This is a genomic window from Lentibacillus sp. L22, assembly GCF_040812445.1.
Taxonomy (GTDB): Bacteria; Bacillota; Bacilli; order Bacillales; family Amphibacillaceae; genus Lentibacillus_C; species Lentibacillus_C daqui.
Map to the genome: position 1 here is coordinate 1 of NZ_JBFNXI010000055.1, position 20,139 is coordinate 20,139.

18 protein-coding genes are annotated in these 20,139 nt (G+C 41.4%); 3 read left to right on the top strand and 15 right to left on the bottom strand.

The window, feature by feature from the left end:
- Positions 1-73 precede the first annotated feature (73 nt).
- The 13 genes from ABRT01_RS16280 to ABRT01_RS16340 form a co-directional block, all read right to left on the bottom strand.
- On the bottom strand, positions 74-1,375 hold the full coding sequence (locus ABRT01_RS16280; protein WP_367748597.1) for an ABC transporter substrate-binding protein: 1,302 nt from the start codon (positions 1,373-1,375) through the stop codon (positions 74-76).
- A gap of 118 nt (positions 1,376-1,493) precedes the next feature.
- A complete protein-coding gene (locus ABRT01_RS16285; protein ID WP_367748600.1) occupies positions 1,494-2,924 on the bottom strand; it encodes a response regulator transcription factor in 1,431 nt (476 codons plus the stop codon).
- 19 nt (positions 2,925-2,943) lie between these two features.
- The gene (locus ABRT01_RS16290; RefSeq protein WP_367748603.1) at positions 2,944-4,347 is read right to left on the bottom strand and encodes a sensor histidine kinase; all 1,404 of its coding nucleotides are present in this window, start codon (positions 4,345-4,347) and stop codon (positions 2,944-2,946) included.
- A 20-nt stretch (positions 4,348-4,367) separates the two neighbouring features.
- On the bottom strand, positions 4,368-5,357 hold the full coding sequence (locus tag ABRT01_RS16295; protein ID WP_367748606.1) for a sugar-binding protein: 990 nt from the start codon (positions 5,355-5,357) through the stop codon (positions 4,368-4,370).
- A 153-nt stretch (positions 5,358-5,510) separates the two neighbouring features.
- Positions 5,511-6,455 carry an LCP family glycopolymer transferase gene (locus tag ABRT01_RS16300; RefSeq protein WP_367748609.1) on the bottom strand — a complete coding sequence of 315 codons (945 nt, stop codon included), beginning with the start codon at positions 6,453-6,455 and terminating at the stop codon, positions 5,511-5,513.
- 216 nt (positions 6,456-6,671) lie between these two features.
- Positions 6,672-7,370 (bottom strand): LutC/YkgG family protein, encoded by a 699-nt coding sequence (locus ABRT01_RS16305; RefSeq protein WP_367748612.1) that lies wholly within the window; start codon positions 7,368-7,370, stop codon positions 6,672-6,674.
- Complete coding sequence (locus ABRT01_RS16310; protein ID WP_367748615.1) at positions 7,363-8,802, bottom strand: LutB/LldF family L-lactate oxidation iron-sulfur protein; 1,440 nt, start codon at positions 8,800-8,802, stop codon at positions 7,363-7,365. The genes ABRT01_RS16305 and ABRT01_RS16310 overlap by 8 nt, the downstream gene beginning before the upstream one ends.
- A 23-nt stretch (positions 8,803-8,825) precedes the next feature.
- Positions 8,826-9,545, bottom strand: a complete 720-nt coding sequence (locus ABRT01_RS16315) for a (Fe-S)-binding protein (protein ID WP_367748618.1) — start codon at positions 9,543-9,545, stop codon at positions 8,826-8,828.
- Positions 9,546-9,572: 27 nt separating this feature from the next.
- Positions 9,573-10,301: an ABC transporter ATP-binding protein gene (locus ABRT01_RS16320; RefSeq protein ID WP_269411702.1), complete on the bottom strand. Its 729-nt coding sequence runs from the start codon at positions 10,299-10,301 to the stop codon at positions 9,573-9,575.
- Entirely contained in the window at positions 10,294-11,067 is a 774-nt protein-coding gene (locus tag ABRT01_RS16325) for an ABC transporter ATP-binding protein (protein WP_269411701.1), read from the bottom strand. Before ABRT01_RS16325 ends, ABRT01_RS16320 begins: the two co-directional genes overlap by 8 nt.
- Positions 11,048-12,013: a branched-chain amino acid ABC transporter permease gene (locus ABRT01_RS16330; RefSeq protein ID WP_367748622.1), complete on the bottom strand. Its 966-nt coding sequence runs from the start codon at positions 12,011-12,013 to the stop codon at positions 11,048-11,050. The genes ABRT01_RS16325 and ABRT01_RS16330 overlap by 20 nt, the downstream gene beginning before the upstream one ends.
- 22 nt (positions 12,014-12,035) lie before the next feature.
- On the bottom strand, positions 12,036-12,911 hold the full coding sequence (locus tag ABRT01_RS16335) for a branched-chain amino acid ABC transporter permease (RefSeq protein ID WP_367748625.1): 876 nt from the start codon (positions 12,909-12,911) through the stop codon (positions 12,036-12,038).
- A gap of 79 nt (positions 12,912-12,990) precedes the next feature.
- Complete coding sequence (locus tag ABRT01_RS16340) at positions 12,991-14,142, bottom strand: ABC transporter substrate-binding protein (protein ID WP_367748628.1); 1,152 nt, start codon at positions 14,140-14,142, stop codon at positions 12,991-12,993.
- 420 nt (positions 14,143-14,562) lie between these two features.
- On the opposite strand from ABRT01_RS16340, the gene ABRT01_RS16345 reads away from it, so the two are divergent.
- A complete protein-coding gene (locus ABRT01_RS16345) occupies positions 14,563-15,657 on the top strand; it encodes a branched-chain amino acid aminotransferase (RefSeq protein ID WP_269411697.1) in 1,095 nt (364 codons plus the stop codon).
- A 137-nt stretch (positions 15,658-15,794) separates the two neighbouring features.
- Here ABRT01_RS16345 and ilvD read toward each other — a convergent pair whose 3' ends face one another.
- Positions 15,795-17,480, bottom strand: a complete 1,686-nt coding sequence (ilvD, locus tag ABRT01_RS16350) for a dihydroxy-acid dehydratase (RefSeq protein ID WP_367748632.1) — start codon at positions 17,478-17,480, stop codon at positions 15,795-15,797.
- 20 nt (positions 17,481-17,500) lie between these two features.
- Positions 17,501-18,463, bottom strand: a complete 963-nt coding sequence (locus tag ABRT01_RS16355) for a bile acid:sodium symporter family protein (RefSeq protein WP_269411695.1) — start codon at positions 18,461-18,463, stop codon at positions 17,501-17,503.
- Positions 18,464-18,720: 257 nt separating this feature from the next.
- Here ABRT01_RS16355 and ABRT01_RS16360 point away from each other — a divergent pair, with 257 nt between their 5' ends.
- Complete coding sequence (locus tag ABRT01_RS16360; protein WP_269411694.1) at positions 18,721-19,455, top strand: YqjF family protein; 735 nt, start codon at positions 18,721-18,723, stop codon at positions 19,453-19,455.
- Positions 19,456-19,594: 139 nt separating this feature from the next.
- Positions 19,595-20,053, top strand: coding sequence for an SRPBCC family protein (locus ABRT01_RS16365; RefSeq protein WP_269411693.1), 459 nt, complete (start codon positions 19,595-19,597; stop codon positions 20,051-20,053).
- Positions 20,054-20,139 lie beyond the last annotated feature (86 nt).

The following is a 20,139-nucleotide window of genomic DNA, read 5'->3' on the forward strand; positions in this document are numbered from 1 at the left end:
TGTACACTCCGGTGCTCAAAGCTACGCCGCCTAGAACTTCTCGGTCCTTTTTATCCTCCTTTTGAGCACGCACTTATAGCTCTGCTGCCGCGCTTTTCAACGCCTGAATAAGATTATCCGCATCTCGTTGTGTTACAAAAATATTAACTGCCTGATTGACTTTGGTTAAAAATCCTTCCGAAGCCGCTGATCCGTGGGCAAGACTTGGAACCAATCGTGAATCATTGAAATCATCCATGGCGTCGTTGCCGTATTCATCATACTTTGATTTATCTGCATCAACCCGTGCAGGAATGGAACCTTTTAACGGATTAAATGCGTCTTGACCTTCCACAGAACTAAGAACCTTTAGAAATTCCTTGACATTATCCGGATTGTCAACGCCTTGTGGCAATCCGAATGTATCCGTGATTACAACAAAGTTTCCATCTGTTTCAGGAAAAGCAAAGTATCCGAAGTCTTTATTGGTTTCCATATCCAGATCGTTGTTAAAATACCCTTTTGCCCAGTCACCCATATTAATCATGGCTGCTTCCCCATTTGCTACTAATTGAGCGGAATCCTGCCAGTTACGGGAAGCGTGGTCATCATTTACGTAATCAAGCATTTTATCGAATTGGTCAATGGCTTTCTTGACACGCTTATCATCAAATTCGATTTCACCTGCGAATAACTTGTTATAATCGTCAGGACCAAGTACACCCAACAAAATATTTTCCAATACCTGGGTTGCTGGCCAGCCTTCTTTATCCCCTAATGCAAGTGGTGTTATCCCGGCATCCTGCAATTTGTCTGCAGCGGCGATAAATTCATCGAATGTTTTTGGTACGTCAATATCATTTTCTTCAAATACTTTCATGTTATAGAACAAGACATTTCCCCGGTGAATATCAACCGGCACGGAGTAAATCTTTCCGTCTTTACTGACAAGATCAATCAGGTCATCCGGGAATTTATCCATTAAATCGTTCTCTTTATAAAAGTCATCCAATGGTTCCATTTTGTCAGCCGCCACCCAGCCTTCATTCAATTCAGCACCACCATGGACCTGAAAAGTTGACGGTGGATCGTCCCCCTGCATGCGCGTTGCCAATACTGCCTTTGCATTTGTACCCGCCCCACCTGCAACAGCAGCATTCTTAATTTTAATATCCGGATGTTTTTCCTCAAAAAGATCAATAAGCGCAAGCAGGCCATCCTCCTCTCCTGCACCGGTCCACCAGCTAAAGATTTCTACCTCATCATTGGCACTGTCACCTGAATCAGATGCAGATTCATCTTTGGGCTTGCCTGACGAATCCGCATCTGAACCACATGCCGCGAGTACAAGTGCGAACACGGAAAATAAAATAAATCCATACATCTTTTTCACCATTGATTCCCCCTCCCCTTTGTTAACGCTTACACAAATTATAAATCTAAACTTTAGTATTTGGGTGGAAGAATTTCTGTACATTTTTACGATTCTCTTCATTTTTTTATGGTTTCGGTATTTATGTCTTTGATCCAATAGCCTGTTGGAACTGTTTCGGTGATTTGGAATAATGTTTCTTAAACACACGGCTAAAATAATTGGGATCATTGTATCCAACCAATGCACTAATTTCTTTCAATGAATAGCTATTTTCCTCCAGTAATTCTTTTGCCTTCTGTAAACGTACCCGGGTAACGTATTCAATGAATGTAGCACCTTCTTCCTGCTTAAATAGATTAGAAAAATAATTGGGACTTAAATTCACTTGATCCGCTGTTTCTTCCAGGGTGATAGTGTCCCGATAATGCTGCTTGATAAATTGCTTTGCTTTCTCCATATATTGTTTTGATTGGTGATATTCCTGCATTCGCAAACAACAAACCGTAATAAATTTTTCCCAGTCCTTGGTTGTGGTTAAATCGGATAAGCTTTGTTCCGGCGCGGTTAGCCCACGGTTGGTCAACATTGATTTTATCTTCATGTATATTTCATCCCGGTCGTTGGCGGTAAATTGACCCATGTAATCTCTGTAAAACTGCAATGCTTCCTGTTCATTACAACGTTCAATCAAATCCAGTAGTTTAGCAACTGGTTGGTTAATCGATAAATAGGTTCGTTTGCTCATAAAAAATCCGTAGTGGCGGTTTTGCCCCTTTTCCAGTTCAAAGCAGGCTGAAAAAGCTTCATGATAAGCCTTAGGTAAATCATCGACAGGATATGAATAACTTGCACCAATGAAGCTATTTCCGCCCAATGTCATTTGAATCATTCTGGCCGTCTGCAATATTACCGCTTTATCTACTTTTGCAGACGAAAAAACACAAACATAATACCAATCCCCCTGTTGCTGCATAATAAAGGACGCGGGAAGATGAAAGGTAAAGATTTGTTTGACCTGATCATATGAAATTTCATTAACTGCCTGCACTACAAGAAAGTATCCATTTTTCAGTTGTGGGAAAAATTGCTGTTGAAGGCGTTTGGTTGCATCATCAACTGGATATTTCATCAATTTGGTCAACAGATGTTCCTTAACCAGCTGATTAGTTTGCGATTGTTCCGCAAGTTGTTCTCGTTCCCGGATAATTTCCTTTTGCACCCGACGAATCGCCTGAATGATATCCACCTTTTTCCCCGGTTTTAAAATATATTCCTTGATGCCAAACTGCATCGCCTTTTTTGCATAAGCAAACGAGTCATATGCTGAAACAAGAATAAACTTGACGGAAGCAGTTTCATGGATGATCGTTTCTATCGCCTCAAGTCCATTAATACCCGGCATTTTAATATCCATAAAAATGATGTCAGGTTTATAATGCCGTGCTAATTCAATCGCCTTTCTTCCATTAGACGCCTCTCCAACAACTTCCAAATCAGTAAAATTCGCTGCGATAAACTTTACCATTGCTTTTCGTTCGAGTAATTCATCCTCAGCAATTAATATGCGCATATATATTCTACTCCTTTGGTTATGTTTCCACGTTATATTTGGGAAGGAACAGCGAAATGGTTGTGCCATGACCTGGTTCCGATTGAATGTCCACAACATGGTTCTTTTGATAGAATAGTTGCAGACGATGGATCACATTAGTTAAACCGATTCCTGTCGAATGTCCCACATGTCTACCCTTACGCTTCATCAGTGACATTAGCTCATTAACTTTAGTTTCTGTCATACCGACACCGTCATCATGTATTTGAACGACAACGTCTTCCCCACATGGAAAAATTGTCAATGTGATGGTGCCACCTTCCTCTTTTTCCTCAATCCCATGGATAAAAGCATTTTCTACAAGCGGCTGCAGGGTTAATCGTGGTATCTGAATTGCTAAACAAGTTTCATCGATTGACATATCGAATTGGATCCGTTCGGAAAACCTGGTCTTTTGAATATGAAAATAATCCCTTACAACCTTCACCTCGTCTCCAAGCGTCACCTGACTATCGATATCCCCCAGATTGTGCCTCAATAATGTTGCCACTGAATCAATCAAAGCTGATGTTGACTGCGCATCTTCCAAATAAGCCATTTTCGATAAAGTATTAAGCGTATTAAACAAGAAATGCGGATTAATCTGACTTTGCAAGTGTTTTAATTCCATATCTTTCAAAAGACGGTCCATTTCGGATTGATCCCTAATTTCCTCGACCAGATCATGAATATTTGTGCGCATACTGTTAAATGTATCACCAAGTAATTGCAATTCATCATTGGAGCGTATGGTAATCGGGCTTCCGGTTAAATTACCTGCTGCAACCTCTTTTGCTGCATGGGATAGTTTATCAATAGGTTTGGTAATCCCTTTGGAAAACCACCAGGCAAAAAATATCGCCAACATGATTGTAGAAACAAATAATAAAAGGATAAAATAGAAAAAAGCATGATTCCTTGCTTGCAGGTCCTGATAGAATGATTGATACGCCGTTAATTCAAGATCAATTAATTCGAGGGTTGCTTCCTGTATGTAATCCGATGCATTATGCGTTTGCTCCAAATGATAGGTATATTGCTCAATGTCATCCCGAAATACGAAACCAACCGTTAATTCACTTTCCAATATGAACGATTCCAATAGATTTTGGTAGTTTTTAATTTTGATCGGATCAATATCATAGAAAGTATTCGTTATTTTTTCCATTTCATTTTGTAGGATGTTTTTAACGTTGTAATATTTATTCGACTTATAAGAATCCGCTTCCACTACAAGCGTTCGTGTATTCGCATAAAGTTCGTTCGAATGTTGTGAGATTGAGTTAAGCAACAGAAATTGTTGAAAGCTATCATCATATATATGTGTCAATTTGTTGGAACTGACAAAAATCGAAATTGCCGTGACATAAAAAAGAATCACAAATACCAAAAAATAGACCAATAGTTTCCCCCTGATTGTCTTCATTTGGCATCACCAGCCTGATCGGGAAGCAAATCTTTTTTTTCGATTATTTTTGTTCCGGTATATTGCCGATTTTCCAGAATGTCATTATCTTGCAATTTAATCATAATACTAACAGCTTTTGAACCCATTTCTTCTGGATATTGAGCGATAGTTACATCGACTTTGCCTTCTTTGATTAAATTCAGCGTTTCTTGCAAAAGATCAAACGCAACAATATATAGATTTTTATTTGGAGCAATCTCCTCAAGTCCATCAATGATGCCGACACCGTCAAGTGAACTAGTGCCAAACAGCGCGGTGATTTTTGGATATTGTTTTAGCAATGAATAAGTTGCTTGTGATGCACCAACAACAGTAATATTCGATTCTTTTGTATCAACAATATGAATCCGGTCGTTTCCGGCAATTGTCTGTTTAAAGCCGGCAATCCGTTCCCGCTGGTTAAGCGCATCGAATCTGCCTGTAACAATCCCTACATATTGTTCACCAGTGGTATTTTTCAGTAACGCCTGGCCAGCCAATTTTCCCGCGAGAAAATTATCGGTTCCCACATATACCTTCCGTTCGCTGCTCTTCACATCGGTATCAATTGTTATAATGGGTATGCCCTTTTCAGTTGCCTTATGTACCAAATTGACAAACCGTTCGCCCTTGATTCCCTGTACCACAATGCCATCGACATTGGCAGATATCATGCGATCCAGCAGTTTCAGCATTTTTTCATTATCGGCTTTTTCCGGTGCAACATATTCTATATAAATATCATTCTGCTTTGCCGCCTCTTTTGCACCCCGTTTAATCAACTGCCAATAATCGTTATCAGATTCCTCCGCGATTAAGGCAAAATGATACTTGTACGTTTTATGCGGTTCACTTTTGGTTTCAATATAAAATGTTTTATATCCGTACATCAGCATACCAATAAAACTAATGAAGAAAATAACCCCACAGCAAGTATAAATGAATAGTTTGGAATTGGTTTTCATTTTCCGGGCTCCTATTTGCATTGTTTCATTGCATTTGTGAAAAAGTACCACAGGATGGTTGAGTCTTTAGATATCCCACTTTTCTGAACAATAACTGAAAGGAAAACCTGCACATTTATCCATACGATGCACAGGTTCTAGGTTTTTTATATCCTATTTTATATCAGTAATCATTCCATGGACTTTAGACACTTCTTCATCCGGAACAATTAAATAATAAACGTCTTGGCCTTGATCATTTTTGATATTTGATCCGTTCCCCTCCATTTGATAGCTAATGATGTTTTTTCTTGTATCTTTGTAGCCTTTAAGAAGTTTTTTCATATCATCAAAATCAAGATTGGTTGTCATATTGTTTCCCATAATATCGATCAGACCATTAATTTTACTGACAGATCCAACACTTGCCCCTCTATTGACAATACCTTCAATCACTTGCCGCTGTCGTTTTGTCCGGCCAAAGTCGCCATCTGGATCTTGTTTACGCATCCTGACAAAGTGCATGGTTTTGTCACCATCCATTTCGACCGGACCTTTATCAAATTCGTACTTCCCATCATTCCAGTCAATATCGTTGTCTACACTAATCGTTCCCAGTTGATCAACCAGTTCCTGCAACCCTTCCATATTCATTTGTACGTAATAATCCAGGTCAATATCAAGGAAGTTTTCAACTGTTGCTACTGACATATCTGATCCGCCATAAGCATAGGCATGGTTAATCTTGTCCTCAAAACCTTTTCCAACAATTGTTGTTCTGGTGTCCCGGGGGATACTTATCAATTGCATTTTCGCATGCACTGGATCAAGCGACAGCACCATTAAAGCATCTGAACGTCCTTTGTCATTTTCACGCTCATCAACACCAAGCAATAAGATATTCAAAGGTTTGGTCGCTTTCAATTTTTTCTTCGTTATGTTGTGATCAATGGAATTCACCTGTTCATGCATCTTGTTATTGACCGTCACTTTGGCATTGTGGTAGATCGAAAAGGCATACGCACCTGCCCCAAGCACTATTAACAAAATGATAGCAAGCGGAATTCTCAGCCATCTTTTTTTAGATTTTTTATTTCGGTTTTTCTCTGTTCTGGTCATCTTTAAAACTCCTCGTATCCTCATATGTTTCATTTTTTCGCCATGCTAACATACTTTGGAAGAAACTCCTATCTATTTTACCATAGTTTGATAGCTTTTGATATTCTTATTTTGGAAAATTCATGGAACGCAATGGGCCTACGAGGTTTGAATGTGGTAGGGAAGCGGAATGAATGAAATGTAACAGGAAAACCAATTCCTGCTACATTTTCACAGTTAATCAACAACAATGTATGATGCCTTAATCGGTCCATGTACGCCAACTACAAGATTATACTCAATGTCTGCACTGTTACTTGGACCGGAGATAAGATTAACACAGGAGGGAATCGTTTCTCCGTCCTTAATTTGTTGCTCAATTATTTGTGCGGCCTGGGTCATTCTGGGTACAATCGAATGCTTGGGAATAATCGCAATGAAAGTTGTTGGCAATAAACTGATCGCCCTTGCCTTGTTCTTATTATTAAAAATGACTGTTGTTGCCGATTCAGCCAAGGTGATGTCACTAAACATAATACCGATATTGGCCTGCTCCGCATGCGTAATGTTTTCATCTCCACGGGAAGGATCCCATGTATGAACATCTTCTTGTGATAACACACCATCCAATCCATAGTCGATAAACCGTGGATCTTCCGGTATTACAATTGACCCATTCCCATGAACTCCGATTTGTTTAGCTAATACCTTGGGAAGAGATGCTTGATCCGTTTCCAGCAGTTCGGTATGGATCTTATCGCATTCATCTCTCATTACTTGTAGCAATTCCGTTGCTGAAAGTGTCGCATATACCTTTGGCTCCGGCCTATATTTTCTTTTGGGGCGCTCCATCTCACGTAGTCGTGGTTTGCGCCTGAGATTTTTAGCAATCGTTTGTAAAAATTCCTCCCGATGATAGATATTCCCCTTACTCATTTATATCGCCCCCACGTTTGTGATCGGCAAACCATTGGCGGAAGTTGTCTTTGCTTGGCGCCGGGAAATCGCGTTTGTTTGTCCAGGCTTTTAATGGGCCGGGACCTTTAGAAATGGAACCGTCTTTTGCAAATGGACGGGTTAATGTTGGTGCAGCTTTTACTGCCGTTTGAAAAACTGATGCTGATGACGTCATGTTTCCAAAACTCTTCATCATCAATTTCTCGCTTGCTTTTGTTTTCCCCTCCCCGGCAACAATGCGTTCACGGTGTCTGATAAGCAGTTCATGAAGCGGAATTTTTACAGGGCACGCCTCGGTACAGGCCCCGCATAGACTGGAAGCAAACGGCAATTCCTGATATTCTTCATACCCTGCCAGAATTGGTGATAGCACCGCCCCAATCGGCCCCTGATAAATAGAGCCATAGGCATGACCGCCAATATGACGATAAACTGGACAGACATTGACACATGCTGCACAGCGAATACAATGCAATGCCTCCTGAAATTCAGTCCCCAAAGCACGGGAACGCCCGCCATCCAAAATAACCAGATGAAAATCGCTTGGCGCGTCAACCGTATCTGATTCTACATCCGGAGAAACTGCGGTTACATACGTGGATAGATGTTGGCCAACCGCACTGCGGCACAACAAACTAACAAGCACATCCAAATCTTCCCATGATGGAACCACCCGCTCCATCCCCATCACACTGATCTGTGTATCTGGCAATGTTGTCACCATGTTGGCATTACCTTCATTGGTAACGAGGGTCACTGTACCTGAATCAGCAACCGCAAAATTGCATCCGGTAATTCCCACATCTGCCTGTAAAAACTTTTCCCGTAATACTTTTCTCGTATAGGCCGTCAATTCCTCTGGTTTCTCGGTACCATCGTAGGCTATTTTTTCCCGGTATGTATCGCGTATCTGTTCTTTGTTTTTATGCAGCGATGGTGCCACGAAATGTGATGGTCTATCATCGTCGATTTGCAAAATATATTCACCAAGGTCGGTTTCCAATATATCACAGCCCATATCTTCCAACATTTCATTCAGGCTGATTTCCTCGGTAACCATTGATTTTGTTTTCACAACATTTCTTGCATTCTTTTGTTCGACAACTTCCTTTATGTACTGATTGGCTTCCTCGGCTGTGGCCGCAAAAAATACATGGCCACCCCGTTCAGCTATATTTTCACTTAATTGTTGTAAATAGTAATCAAGGTTTTCCAGTGTGTGTCGGCGAATCTCTTCTCCGGCATTCCGCCATTCTTCCCAATTGCCAAACGGTTCATCCTCAGTTGTTGCCGCAATCTTCTTTCCACGTAGGTTGTCCTGGGCGTTGCTAATAGCATTACGCATAAAGGTATCTTTTAGCTCCTGATCAACATGGTCGTAGAAATTTTTATCATCAATCTTGATCGACATGCTACTTCCCTCCAGTCCGATAATTATTTATGATGGTTAAGAACCTCGGCAATATGTTTTACCTCAATCGGTTTATCCAATCGCTCCAATCGTCCTTTGATATTCATAAGACAGCTACAGTCTGCACCAATTAATGTATCGGCATTTGTTTCTTCAATATGTCGGACTTTCTCGTCTACCATCTGCTCGGAAATAGCAGACATCTTAACGGCAAACGTTCCGCCAAATCCACAGCAATCGTAACCATTGCTCAACGGTTCCAATTCCAATCCCTCCACGTGTTGCAACAATTGTTTTGGGGCTTCCTTAACCCCCAATAACCGATTCATATGACAGGATGAATGATAGGTTGCTTTAGCCGGATAAACAGCGCCAACATCTGTAACCTGTAAAACGTCAACTAAAAATTGTGTGAACTCGTACGTTTTATTAGATAATTCTCTTGCCTTGTCCAGCCAATAAGCATCATCCTGTAATAATGCCGGATATTCGTGAACCATTGCAACACAAGACCCGGATGGGGCAACAACGTACGCTGCTCCGGCAAAAGCGTTAATCATTTGTTTTGCCCCTTTGATTGCGTCCTTTCGATAGCCACTATTGTATGCCGGCTGTCCGCAACAGGTCTGTCCTTCTGGAAAATCAACCTCACAGCCCAATCGTTCGAGCACCTTGACAACGTCTTTGCTAACGTTTGGATAAAACACCTCACCTATACAGGTAAGGAATAAAGATACTTTCATAGTTTTCAGCCCTCTTCAACATAATTTTTATCTAGTGGAATTTGATGTTTCCTTTTTCCCGCCCAAATAAGCTTCAGCGATGCTTGTATCCGCCAGCAAATCCTTAGCGCTGCCTTCCAATGTCAAATTCCCGGTCTCCAAGACATAACCATAATCAGCAATTTTTAATGCTTGTTTAGCATTTTGCTCGACAAGTAAAATGGTAGTACCTGCATCATTAATTTCTTTGATCATTGTAAAGATATCCGCTACGATAATTGGTGCAAGTCCCATGGAGGGTTCATCGAGTAATAATAACTTGGGACGGGCTAGCAGCGCTCGGGCAATTGCCAGCATTTGTTGCTGTCCGCCTGACATTGTTCCCGCAAGTTGATCCTGACGCTCCTTTAAAATGGAAAAACGCTCCATCACTTGTTCGATATCATGCTCTACCTCACTATCATTACGATGATACGCACCCATTTCCAAATTTTCCCTTACCGTCATTTCGGATAGCATTGCCCTTCCTTCAGGTACGAGCGCAACTCCTTTGCGAATTAATTGATCGGGCCGGAAGCCTGTTACATGCTCACCAAGAAATTCAACTGTTCCTTTCTTTGGCCTGATAAGCCCGGCGATTGTTTTCATCATCGTTGTTTTTCCTGCCCCATTTGCCCCAAGAATCGTAACAATCGTACCTTCTTTTACTTGCAGGTCTATTCCTTTCAACGCTTGGATATTCCCATAAAATGTTTCCACGCCCGAAACTTTAAGCAATATCATCGCTCCCTTCCGTACCAAGATATGCCTTGATGACCTCCGGATTTGTCTGAATGGTATTTGGTTCACCCTCGGCGATTTTCTTGCCAAAGTTTAATACGATAATGCGATCACAGGTTTTCATCACAAGGGGCATATCATGTTCAATTAATAAAATGGTTATCCCCATTTGGCGAATCTTGATAATCAATTGATGAAGTTCTTCTGTCTCCCGTTCGTTCATTCCCGCTGCTGGTTCATCAAGGAGTAACAATGTCGGTTCACTTGCTAATGCCCTGGCGATTTCCAGCCTACGTTGCTGACCATATGCCAGATTTTTTGCGATTGTTTCCTGCTCTTTAAGCAAATTTACCGTTTCCAATAGATTTTGGGCTTGTTGGTAGATTTCTTTTTCTTCTCGTTTTTGTGACCTTGTCCGAAAAACACTTTTCCAAACCCCTGATTTGGTCCGGCTATGGCTTCCGGTCATCACGTTATCAATCACCGTCATTTCCGGAAACAGACGGATGTTTTGAAATGTCCGGCATATGCCTTTGGTCGCAATTTGATGTGATTTTAATCCGTTAATTTTTTCTCCGTTTAGAAAAATATTTCCGGAAGTTGGTGAAAGCACCGATGTGATCATATTAAACATCGTTGTTTTCCCGGCGCCATTTGGTCCAATTAATCCGAGTATCTCCCCTTCCAAAATGGAAAAGGATACATCTGATAATGCCTGGATACCACCGAATTGTTTACTGATTTTATTTACTTCCAGTACCATACTGACGCCTCCTCCCTTTTCGAACTTTCATCCAGCGAATCATCTGTTCATCGATAATTCCTTGTGGCCGGTACGCCATCATGATCACCAGAAGTACCCCATAAATCATATAGCGGTAATCACTAATCACCCGCAATATCTCTGGTAGTAATGTTAAAAATGATGCACCAAAAATAGCACCGCCGACAACTTCACTACCACCAAAAACAGAAAACACCAATATTTCTACTGCGCGATGATAAGAAAAATCTGCTGGGCTAATATATGATAAAACATGGGCATACATTGCACCGGCAAATCCGGCAAAAATCGCCCCTTGTGTGAACGACAAAACCTTATAATAGGTTACATTGATTCCCATCGATGCCGCTGCTTGTTCATCCATTTTAATCGCGGAAAAAGCCCGGCCGACCCGGGAATGTTTTTGTCTGATAAAAAACCAAATCAGGAAAATATCGATTACCAGGAGTATAATGAAAATAGACAAAAATACGAACTGATTTGACTGCAGGCCAGTTACTTCCGGATCAAAACCAACGTTTTTCATCATGGAAAGAATCTCCTGTCCCATCTGTGGAATCCCGGAAATTCCGATCGCTCCATTTGTCACAGATTCGGTATTAACCAGGAACACCCGGACAATTTCCCCAAAACCTAAGGTCGCAATCGCCAGAAACACCCCGCGTAATCGCAATGACGGTATTCCAACAATAATCCCAAAAATCCCCGCCAATAGTGATCCCGTCAGTATACCAATGATCAATGGCACATCATAATTTGTCGTCAGGAGTGCCGTTGTATATGCTCCAACAGCCATAAACCCGGCGTTTCCCAGTGATAACTGGCCAGAAGCAAGGGTCACGTAAATACTGAGTCCCAGTATGATATTGATTAAAATAAATGAGGCAACTTGTAAATAATATGGATTAATCAGTTCTCCCAGCATGGACTTACCTCCTTCATACCCATCATGCTGCTTCTTTTCTGCCAAATATACCCTGCGGCCTGACAAGTAAAATAACAATAATAATGATAAAAGCGATAGCATCGCGGTAACCTGATAAACCCAAAGCAACAATCAGTGTTTCGGAAAGGCCAAGAATCATTCCTCCAGCCATGGCACCTTTGACATTGCCCATGCCACCCAAAATTATAATGGCAAGCCCCTTTAAACCAATTGATAATCCCATTTGCGGGTTAACCGAGCTAAAAGCCATTCCCACCAAAATACCGGCAATCCCCCCAATAGCCGAGGCAAGCACAACGGTAATCATGATGATTCGTTTTGTATTTACCCCCAACAAGCTTGCCGTTTCCAGATTTTCTGCAGTCGCCCGCAGTGCCTTCCCACCTTTTGTTTTCAATAACCAATAAGATAAGGCAATCATCATGGCAACCGAGATACAGAAGATAACGATTTGTACAAGGTAAATATTCACCGTTCCAACCGAAAAACGAATTTCTGACAAACTATTTTGAACCGGGTGGTTACCCGATCCAAATAGTTTGTCTGCCAGATTTTCAAGAAATGTCGACACGCCAATGGTAGCGATTAGCGGGGCAAGGTGGGAACTTTCTGGTTTACCGCGTAATGGGCGTAATGCCAAACGCTCAAGTAAATACCCCATGATTGCTGTCACAACTGTTGCTATAACAAATGCCAGCCAGATTGGCAAACCTAGTGTACTAGTAGTCACAACCCCCATAAACGCACCAAACATAAAAATTTCACCGTGGGCCATGTTAATGATTCCAAGCACACCGAAAACAAGTGTATATCCCAGTGCAACGATTGCATAAATACTTCCTGTTGTTATTCCATTAATCAACTGTTCCCATAACACGACATCACATCCTTTACCTGCAACCTTGCAAATGAATTGGTTTGATGAGTCGCAGGAGTTCTATCTTTTTACAATTTTTTTATTTCATTTCCTGGAACTTTCCGTCTTTAATAGTTAGGACAACAGGATCCATCACAACATCGCCGTCTTCATCAAACGAGATATTCCCGAGCACCCCATTAATATCTTTTGTCTCGGCAAGTGCATCTCGAAGTTTATCTCTGTCATCATCTCCGGCATTTTTTAATGCATCAGCGATGATATAGAGACCATCATACGCTTGTGCAGCAAATTGGTCTGGTTCATCACCGTATTCGTCTTTATATGCCTTTACAAAATCTTGAACCTTCTCATCATCTTTCCCAGTAAACCATGGTGTTGCAACAATCAGACCGTTACCTGCATCCCCGGCAATGTCAATTACTTCAGGAGAATTAAATCCATTCCCGCCAACAAATGGAACATCTATACCTTGGGAACGGGCTTGTTTCATAATGACTGCACCTTCATTATAGAGAGCAGAGCAAAGAATGATATCTGGTTTTAGCTGTTTTATTTTTGTTAATTGTGCCTTGTAATCCGATTGTCCCTTTTGGAATGTTTGTGTTGTAACAATATCCAGGTCCAAATCTTCAGCTGCCTCTTTCATCGAATCATACCCGGCTTTTGTAAATACATCGTCATTTCCATACATGATGGCTACTTTTTTGGCATCATACTCTTCTACCGCTTTTTCTACTGAGGCTGGAATCGCCAATGATTCAGGGATTGAGTCCCGAAATACGTATTCCCCGATTTGCGGGATTCCCTGGGCAGTTGTTGATGTTCCTAAAATCGGTACCCCGTTTTGATCAGCTACAGGTGCAACAACTTCAAACTCTGTACTTAAGGTTGGCCCAATAATCCCTGTTACATTCTCGGAATTCATTAACTTCTGGGCGGCAGAAAGGGCCTGATCTGGTTCGCCTGCGGAATCTTCAATGGCCAAATCAATATTTACATCACCCTGTCCATTGATCTCCGATTGGGCAAGTTTCAATCCATTTGTGATTGCCTCACCATAAGCGGCCCCGGAACCACTTCCAAATGTGACAACACCAATTTTAGCCGAAACCTTTCCTGAATCTTCCGAGGAACCTGATGTATTACTATCGCCCCCACCACATGCAGCTAATGCAAGTAATACTATTACACTTATAAATGAAGTGAACATTCTGAGAGTTATCTTCATCGTAATACCCCCCATTATTTTGATCTTGTAAAAAAATCCTTTTATCTAGTAATATTTTCATAGATAGCTGCTGACTAGTTATTTGTTACCATGGTTGATCCGTACTCCCCTCTCCTGTTCCTGAACTTTGTCGAACAAATTCACTTGGTATAAAAAGTATTTTAAACTGAGTAGTTTGAAAAATCAAGGCATTTTTAAATTTAATTTTATATAAGTTCATCCAAGCATATCCTGATTTAATTGATATTGTTTATAGCATTGGCGTTTAATTGTAAAAACCTGGAGCGTAATGACAAAAGTAAAAATCTTTTCATTTCAAAGGGTTGTAATTCTATTCGTATAAGTAATACAATATATTTAATCATTTGTTGATTAGCATGAAACAAAGTTGAATAAATTTTACAATAAGGAGATAGTGCCATGGAAGAACAGTCAATTCAAATAAACCTGTGTCAAACGAAAAAGGAAAAGCCAAATTCGGATCAACTGGAATTCGGTAAAATTTTTACGGATCATATGTTTGTGATGGATTACGCTGAGGAAAAAGGTTGGCATGATGCACGGATTATTCCATATCAACCACTAACTTTAGATCCTTCTGCGATGATTTTTCATTATGGTCAATCCGTTTTTGAAGGACTCAAAGCGTATCAAACAGCTGAAGGAAAAATTCAATTGTTCCGTCCCGAGAAAAATATGCAGCGATTAAATCGATCCAATAATCGTCTGTGTATTCCGGCAATCGATGAAGAATTTGTCCTTCATGCCATTAAACAACTTGTAGCAATTGAAAAAGACTGGGTACCAGGTGCAGAAGGAACATCCCTTTATATTCGTCCTTTTATCATCTCAACTGAGCCATATTTGGGTGTAGCACCGTCAGGCCATTATAAACTTATTGTTATCCTTTCCCCGGTTGGTGCCTATTACAAAGAAGGGATTAATCCTGTCAAAATTGCCGTTGAAAGTCAATACGTACGCACGGTTCGAGGCGGTACCGGGGAAGCAAAAACCGGTGGAAACTATGCTGCCAGTTTAAAGGCACAGGAAATGGTTGAGGGTGAAGGATTCGCACAAGTATTATGGCTGGATGGGGTCGAAAAGAAATATATTGAAGAAGTTGGCAGTATGAATGTATTCTTTAAAATCAATGGTGAAGTTGTAACCCCTGCTTTAAATGGAAGTATTCTGGAAGGAGTCACCAGAAATTCCGTCATTCAATTATTAAAATACTGGAACATTCCAGTAGTAGAACGTCGCGTTTCGATGGATGAGCTTTATGAAGCAAACAAGAATGGTACATTGGAGGAGGCATTTGGTGCAGGGACAGCGGCAGTAATTTCTCCAATTGGTCAGCTTTCATGGAAAGACGAAGATTTTGTTATCAATCAAGGCAAAACCGGTGAAATCTCTAAACGACTATATGATACATTGACGGGAATCCAATATGGAAAAGAACCGGATCCATTTGATTGGATTGTGGAAGTAAAAGATGCCAAGCAATTGGTTAAATAAGCAAACCTAAACAGGACACCTTGAATCGTTATCAGGGTGTCTTTTTTAGGTTTGAAGTGAACATAACTCTACTTGTTCATGCCTCAAGCAAAAAAAGCCGCTAATAACTAGCAGCTTTTTTTGTCGTTACCTTTTATTTACCTATTCTTATAATCAGTGACCGCACCCTTGGACGCACAGGAAACATTATGCGCGTATTTACCCAGAATACCTTTTTTGTACAATGGCGGTGCGACCCAAGCCTGTTTGCGACGCTCCATTTCTTCATCAGAAATATCCATCGTGATTTCTTTTTTCCCGGAATCGATGGTTATAATGTCGCCCTCTTCCACAAAAGCAATCGGGCCGCCATCTTGGGCCTCCGGTGAAATATGTCCTACCACAAGGCCATGTGAACCACCTGAAAAACGGCCATCCGTTAACAAGGCAACTTTATCATCCATTCCCTTTCCAACAATGAGGCTGGAGGCGGTCAGCATCTCCGGCATTCCAGGTGCCCCTTTTGGACCGACGTAACGAATAATAACAACATCCCCATCGTTAATCTCGTCATTCATGATAGCGTCGATTGCTTTTGCTTCTGTATTAAAAACGCGGGCTGGACCGGAATGACGCTTCACCTTAACTCCGGAAACCTTGGCAACGGCTCCTGTTGGAGAGAGATTCCCTTTCAAAACAATTAATGGGCCATCTTCCCGTAACGGCTGGTCAAGCGGCATAATGATCTTTTGATCCTCAGCCAAGGAAGGTGCTTCGGCCAGATTTTCCGCAATCGTTTTTCCGGTTACTGTAAGACAGTCACCATGTAAATAACCAGCTTCATACAGCATCTTCATTACCGCCTGTGTGCCGCCAATCTTATGCAAATCCTGCATCACATATTTTCCGCTCGGCTTTAAGTCTGCCAGATGTGGTACCTTTTTCTGCATACGATTAAAATCATCAATCGTTAAGTCCACGTCAATCGCATGCGCAATCGCGAGCAGGTGCAAAATGGCATTGGTCGATCCGCCAAGCGCCATCACGATTGTCATCGCATTTTCGAACGCTTTTTTCGTCATAATGTCTTTTGGATAAATCCCTTGTTCCAGTAAATGGTAAACGGCTTCTCCCGCGGCGACACAGTCTGCTGCCTTCGCTTTTGATTCCGCCGGGTTGGAAGAGCTTCCCGGTAAACTCATGCCCATTGCTTCCATAGCAGAGGCCATCGTATTAGCTGTATACATCCCGCCGCACGACCCAGCGCCAGGGCAGGCATTGCATTCAATTCCTTTTAATTCTTCATCACTGATGTCTCCATTATTGTGCTTTCCAACACCTTCATAAACAGAAACAAAATCAATATCTTTTCCTTTATAGGACCCTGGAGCAATCGTACCACCGTAAACGAACACTGCCGGCACTTCTGCGTTTGCAATGGCAAGCATACAACCCGGGATATTTTTATCACAGCCTCCAATTGCAACTAGTGCATCCAAATTTTCCGCTCCTACGACTGTTTCAATCGAATCGGCAATGATATCCCGGCTTGGCAGTGAATAGCGCATTCCCTGCGTACCATTCGGAATACCGTCCGAAACCGTAATCGAGTTGAAAATGAATGGAACGCCACCCGCATCCTTTGCACCTTGCTTGGCATTTCTGGCTAAAACATCCAGATGAATATTACACGGGGTTACTTCACTCCAAGTACTGGCAATACCCAGCATTGGACGATTGAAGTCTTCATCCGTAACACCTACTGCACGCAGCATCGCCCGGTTTGGAGCTCGTTTGGATCCTTCACTGAACACATGACTATTAATTCGCAAATCTTTCGACATAGTACCATCCTTTCTTTCATCTAAGCAGTTTTATTCGTATTGGTGGGTATATTCTTGTCCCTGGCCTTTTTCCCCCACCAGGTTGCCAGGAGTGGACCTGAAATATTGTGCCAGACGCTGAATATGGCACTGGGTACGGCTGCAACTGGTGCGAAATGGGTGAGTGCCAAACTTGATCCGAGACCAGAATTTTGCATGCCAACTTCAATCGAAATGGCTTTTTGATCCGGGAACTTCAATCGTAATGCCTTTGCCAGCAGGTAACCAATTGCCAGACCTAACACATTATGTAAAACGACAACCACAAAAATCAGCAGTCCTTCCTTCACAATGTTTTCCGTATTGACCGAGACAACTGCAGCAGCTACAGCAACAATTCCGACAACGGAAACTAACGGCAAGGCCGCAACACTTTTTTCTACCTGCTTCTGGAATAATAGTCTAATGACAATTCCAAGTACAATTGGAAGCAAGACAATCTCGACAATCGACATAAACATGCTTCCGGCTGATACCGGCAACCATTTACTTGCCAAAAGCAATGTCAATGTTGGTGTTAAAATCGGTGCCAGCAATGTTGAAATCGATGTAACCGTGACCGATAATGCGGTATTTCCTTTTGCCAGAAAAGTCATAACGTTTGAGGCTGTTCCACCTGGGCAACACCCTACTAGAATGACCCCAACAGCAACTTCCGGGGGCAATTGGAACACAGTCGCAAGTCCATATGCTAGTGACGGCATAATAATGTATTGGGCCAATACACCGATAATCACACTTTTTGGTACCTGAAACACTGCCTTAAAATCGCCAGGTGTTAAAGTTAATCCCATTCCAAACATAATCACCCCAAGAAGCAGGGAGACATATGGTGCAAGCCAAGTAAACCCACTTGGGAAGAAGAAACTTAACAAAGCAAACAGGATAACCCATAAGGCAAATGTGTTCCCAGCAAACGAACTGATCTTTTCCATCGTCTTCACTTTTATCCCTCCTAATTCTTTCTATTATAATTTACTATCAAAATATTTCAATAGTATAGTAATATTTTGAGTAGATTTTTTTCTGGAAATTGCTTTAATGATAGCGATTTAGTGCCAACCATGACTAAATTTTAAAGATGATAAAATTTCGATGGTGAATTGTATGATTAAAACCGTTTTTGCCAAACTAAGAAAAGCAAAGCAGTTAAATATTTGGTTCGTTTTATTCGAATAATCATTTGGAGGGCTCCATTGTCATGAATAATAACATCATAAAAAGCACTGACCACCGTGAATATCCATTACCCAATGGCCCTTGGATGATGACACAGACTTGGGAAAATGTGCTATTTCTACACTGGCCGGTAGCAAAAAAGGAATTGCAGGATCATATTCCATCCGGGTTGGATTTGGATACGTATGATGGAAACGCCTGGATTTCGATTATCCCATTTCGTGTCCGGCGCATGCGATTACGCAATACTCCCCGAGTTCCCTACTTTCATACATTCCTGGAACTAAATGTCCGCACCTATGTAAAGTATCGTGGCATAAGCGGTGTATACTTTTTTAGTTTGGACGCCAGCAAAGCCCATGCTGTATTTGGAGCAAGAATGGTAACACTGCCGTATTTTTATGCTAAGATGAATATGAAAAAACGTCATCATACCTTTTTCTATGAAAGTCACCGAATCGGTTCAGATGCTGTATTTAAAGGTAGCTATCAGCCAACAGGTGAAGCTTTTTACCCGCAAAAAGACAGCTTGAATTATTGGCTTGCCGAACGTTATTTTCTTTGGACGCAAAAACATCGAAAACTTTACCAGGCAGGGATCCATCATCTGCCATGGAAAATGAAGCAGGCACAGGTAAACGTGGAAAAACCGATGTTACCTTCATTTCTATCAAGCGATGTACAAAAAAGAGCACCCCTGGCAACATACTCACCAACCAAAACGGCATTATTCTGGATGGTTAAAAAGGTAAACTAGGCGCCGCTTCTCGCAGACTCGTTTTAAGAATAGTCATAAAGGATTGTTCTAATGCTTACTTCAGGCACATATAATCATCAGGCAGGCTAATAAAAACTGACTAAATATGAAGGTATGTTAAACAAGGAGGATCAACAGAATGCCAAGTGGAAAACATCAAACTGAATTGGATATTCCAATCGAACATGTCTGGGCGTTTGTCAGCGATATGAATAAATGGGCACCACTAGTACCCGGATACCTGGAACATCAAATACTCCACGAACGCCAATCTACATGGAAATTCAAAGGAGAAGTCGGTCCTGTTCAAAAGACCGTCCATTTACAAATCGATATTACCAGCTGGCAAGCGCCAAAAAAAGTAACATTTGACCTCACCGGGCTGTCAGAAAATTTGAAAGGCAGTGGTTATTTCGAAGCAATGGCAATAACCAGGGACAAGACAAAAATCACCAGCCATCTCGATGTTTCCGCTAAGGGCATGATGGGACCTGTCATTAATCCTGTTTTAAAATCATTCGTGCCAAAAACCACCAGAGAGTTAACAGAAGCAATAGCAAAAGAGATCATGAGTCGGGAAGCAGTGTCAGCTGTTTAATTATCCAGCTTTGGCACTTTAAGAAACATACTAAGATTAGTGGGTAAGGTCATCGACGGGTGACTTTACCCACTATTTCTTTTTTT

Excerpts from the sequence above, each read along its gene's own strand:
- ABRT01_RS16280 (WP_367748597.1), bottom strand. The coding sequence starts at position 1,375 with ATGGTGAAAAAGATGTATGGATTTATTTTATTTTCCGTGTTCGCACTT.
- ABRT01_RS16285 (WP_367748600.1), bottom strand. The coding sequence starts at position 2,924 with ATGCGCATATTAATTGCTGAGGATGAATTACTCGAACGAAAAGCAATG.
- ABRT01_RS16295 (WP_367748606.1), bottom strand. The coding sequence starts at position 5,357 with ATGAAAACCAATTCCAAACTATTCATTTATACTTGCTGTGGGGTTATT.
- ABRT01_RS16300 (WP_367748609.1), bottom strand. The coding sequence starts at position 6,455 with ATGACCAGAACAGAGAAAAACCGAAATAAAAAATCTAAAAAAAGATGG.
- ABRT01_RS16305 (WP_367748612.1), bottom strand. The coding sequence starts at position 7,370 with ATGAGTAAGGGGAATATCTATCATCGGGAGGAATTTTTACAAACGATT.
- ABRT01_RS16310 (WP_367748615.1), bottom strand. The coding sequence starts at position 8,802 with ATGTCGATCAAGATTGATGATAAAAATTTCTACGACCATGTTGATCAG.
- ABRT01_RS16315 (WP_367748618.1), bottom strand. The coding sequence starts at position 9,545 with ATGAAAGTATCTTTATTCCTTACCTGTATAGGTGAGGTGTTTTATCCA.
- ABRT01_RS16325 (WP_269411701.1), bottom strand. The coding sequence starts at position 11,067 with ATGGTACTGGAAGTAAATAAAATCAGTAAACAATTCGGTGGTATCCAG.
- ABRT01_RS16330 (WP_367748622.1), bottom strand. The coding sequence starts at position 12,013 with ATGCTGGGAGAACTGATTAATCCATATTATTTACAAGTTGCCTCATTT.
- ABRT01_RS16340 (WP_367748628.1), bottom strand. The coding sequence starts at position 14,142 with ATGAAGATAACTCTCAGAATGTTCACTTCATTTATAAGTGTAATAGTA.
- ABRT01_RS16345 (WP_269411697.1), top strand. The coding sequence starts at position 14,563 with ATGGAAGAACAGTCAATTCAAATAAACCTGTGTCAAACGAAAAAGGAA.
- ilvD (WP_367748632.1), bottom strand. The coding sequence starts at position 17,480 with ATGTCGAAAGATTTGCGAATTAATAGTCATGTGTTCAGTGAAGGATCC.
- ABRT01_RS16360 (WP_269411694.1), top strand. The coding sequence starts at position 18,721 with ATGAATAATAACATCATAAAAAGCACTGACCACCGTGAATATCCATTA.
- ABRT01_RS16365 (WP_269411693.1), top strand. The coding sequence starts at position 19,595 with ATGCCAAGTGGAAAACATCAAACTGAATTGGATATTCCAATCGAACAT.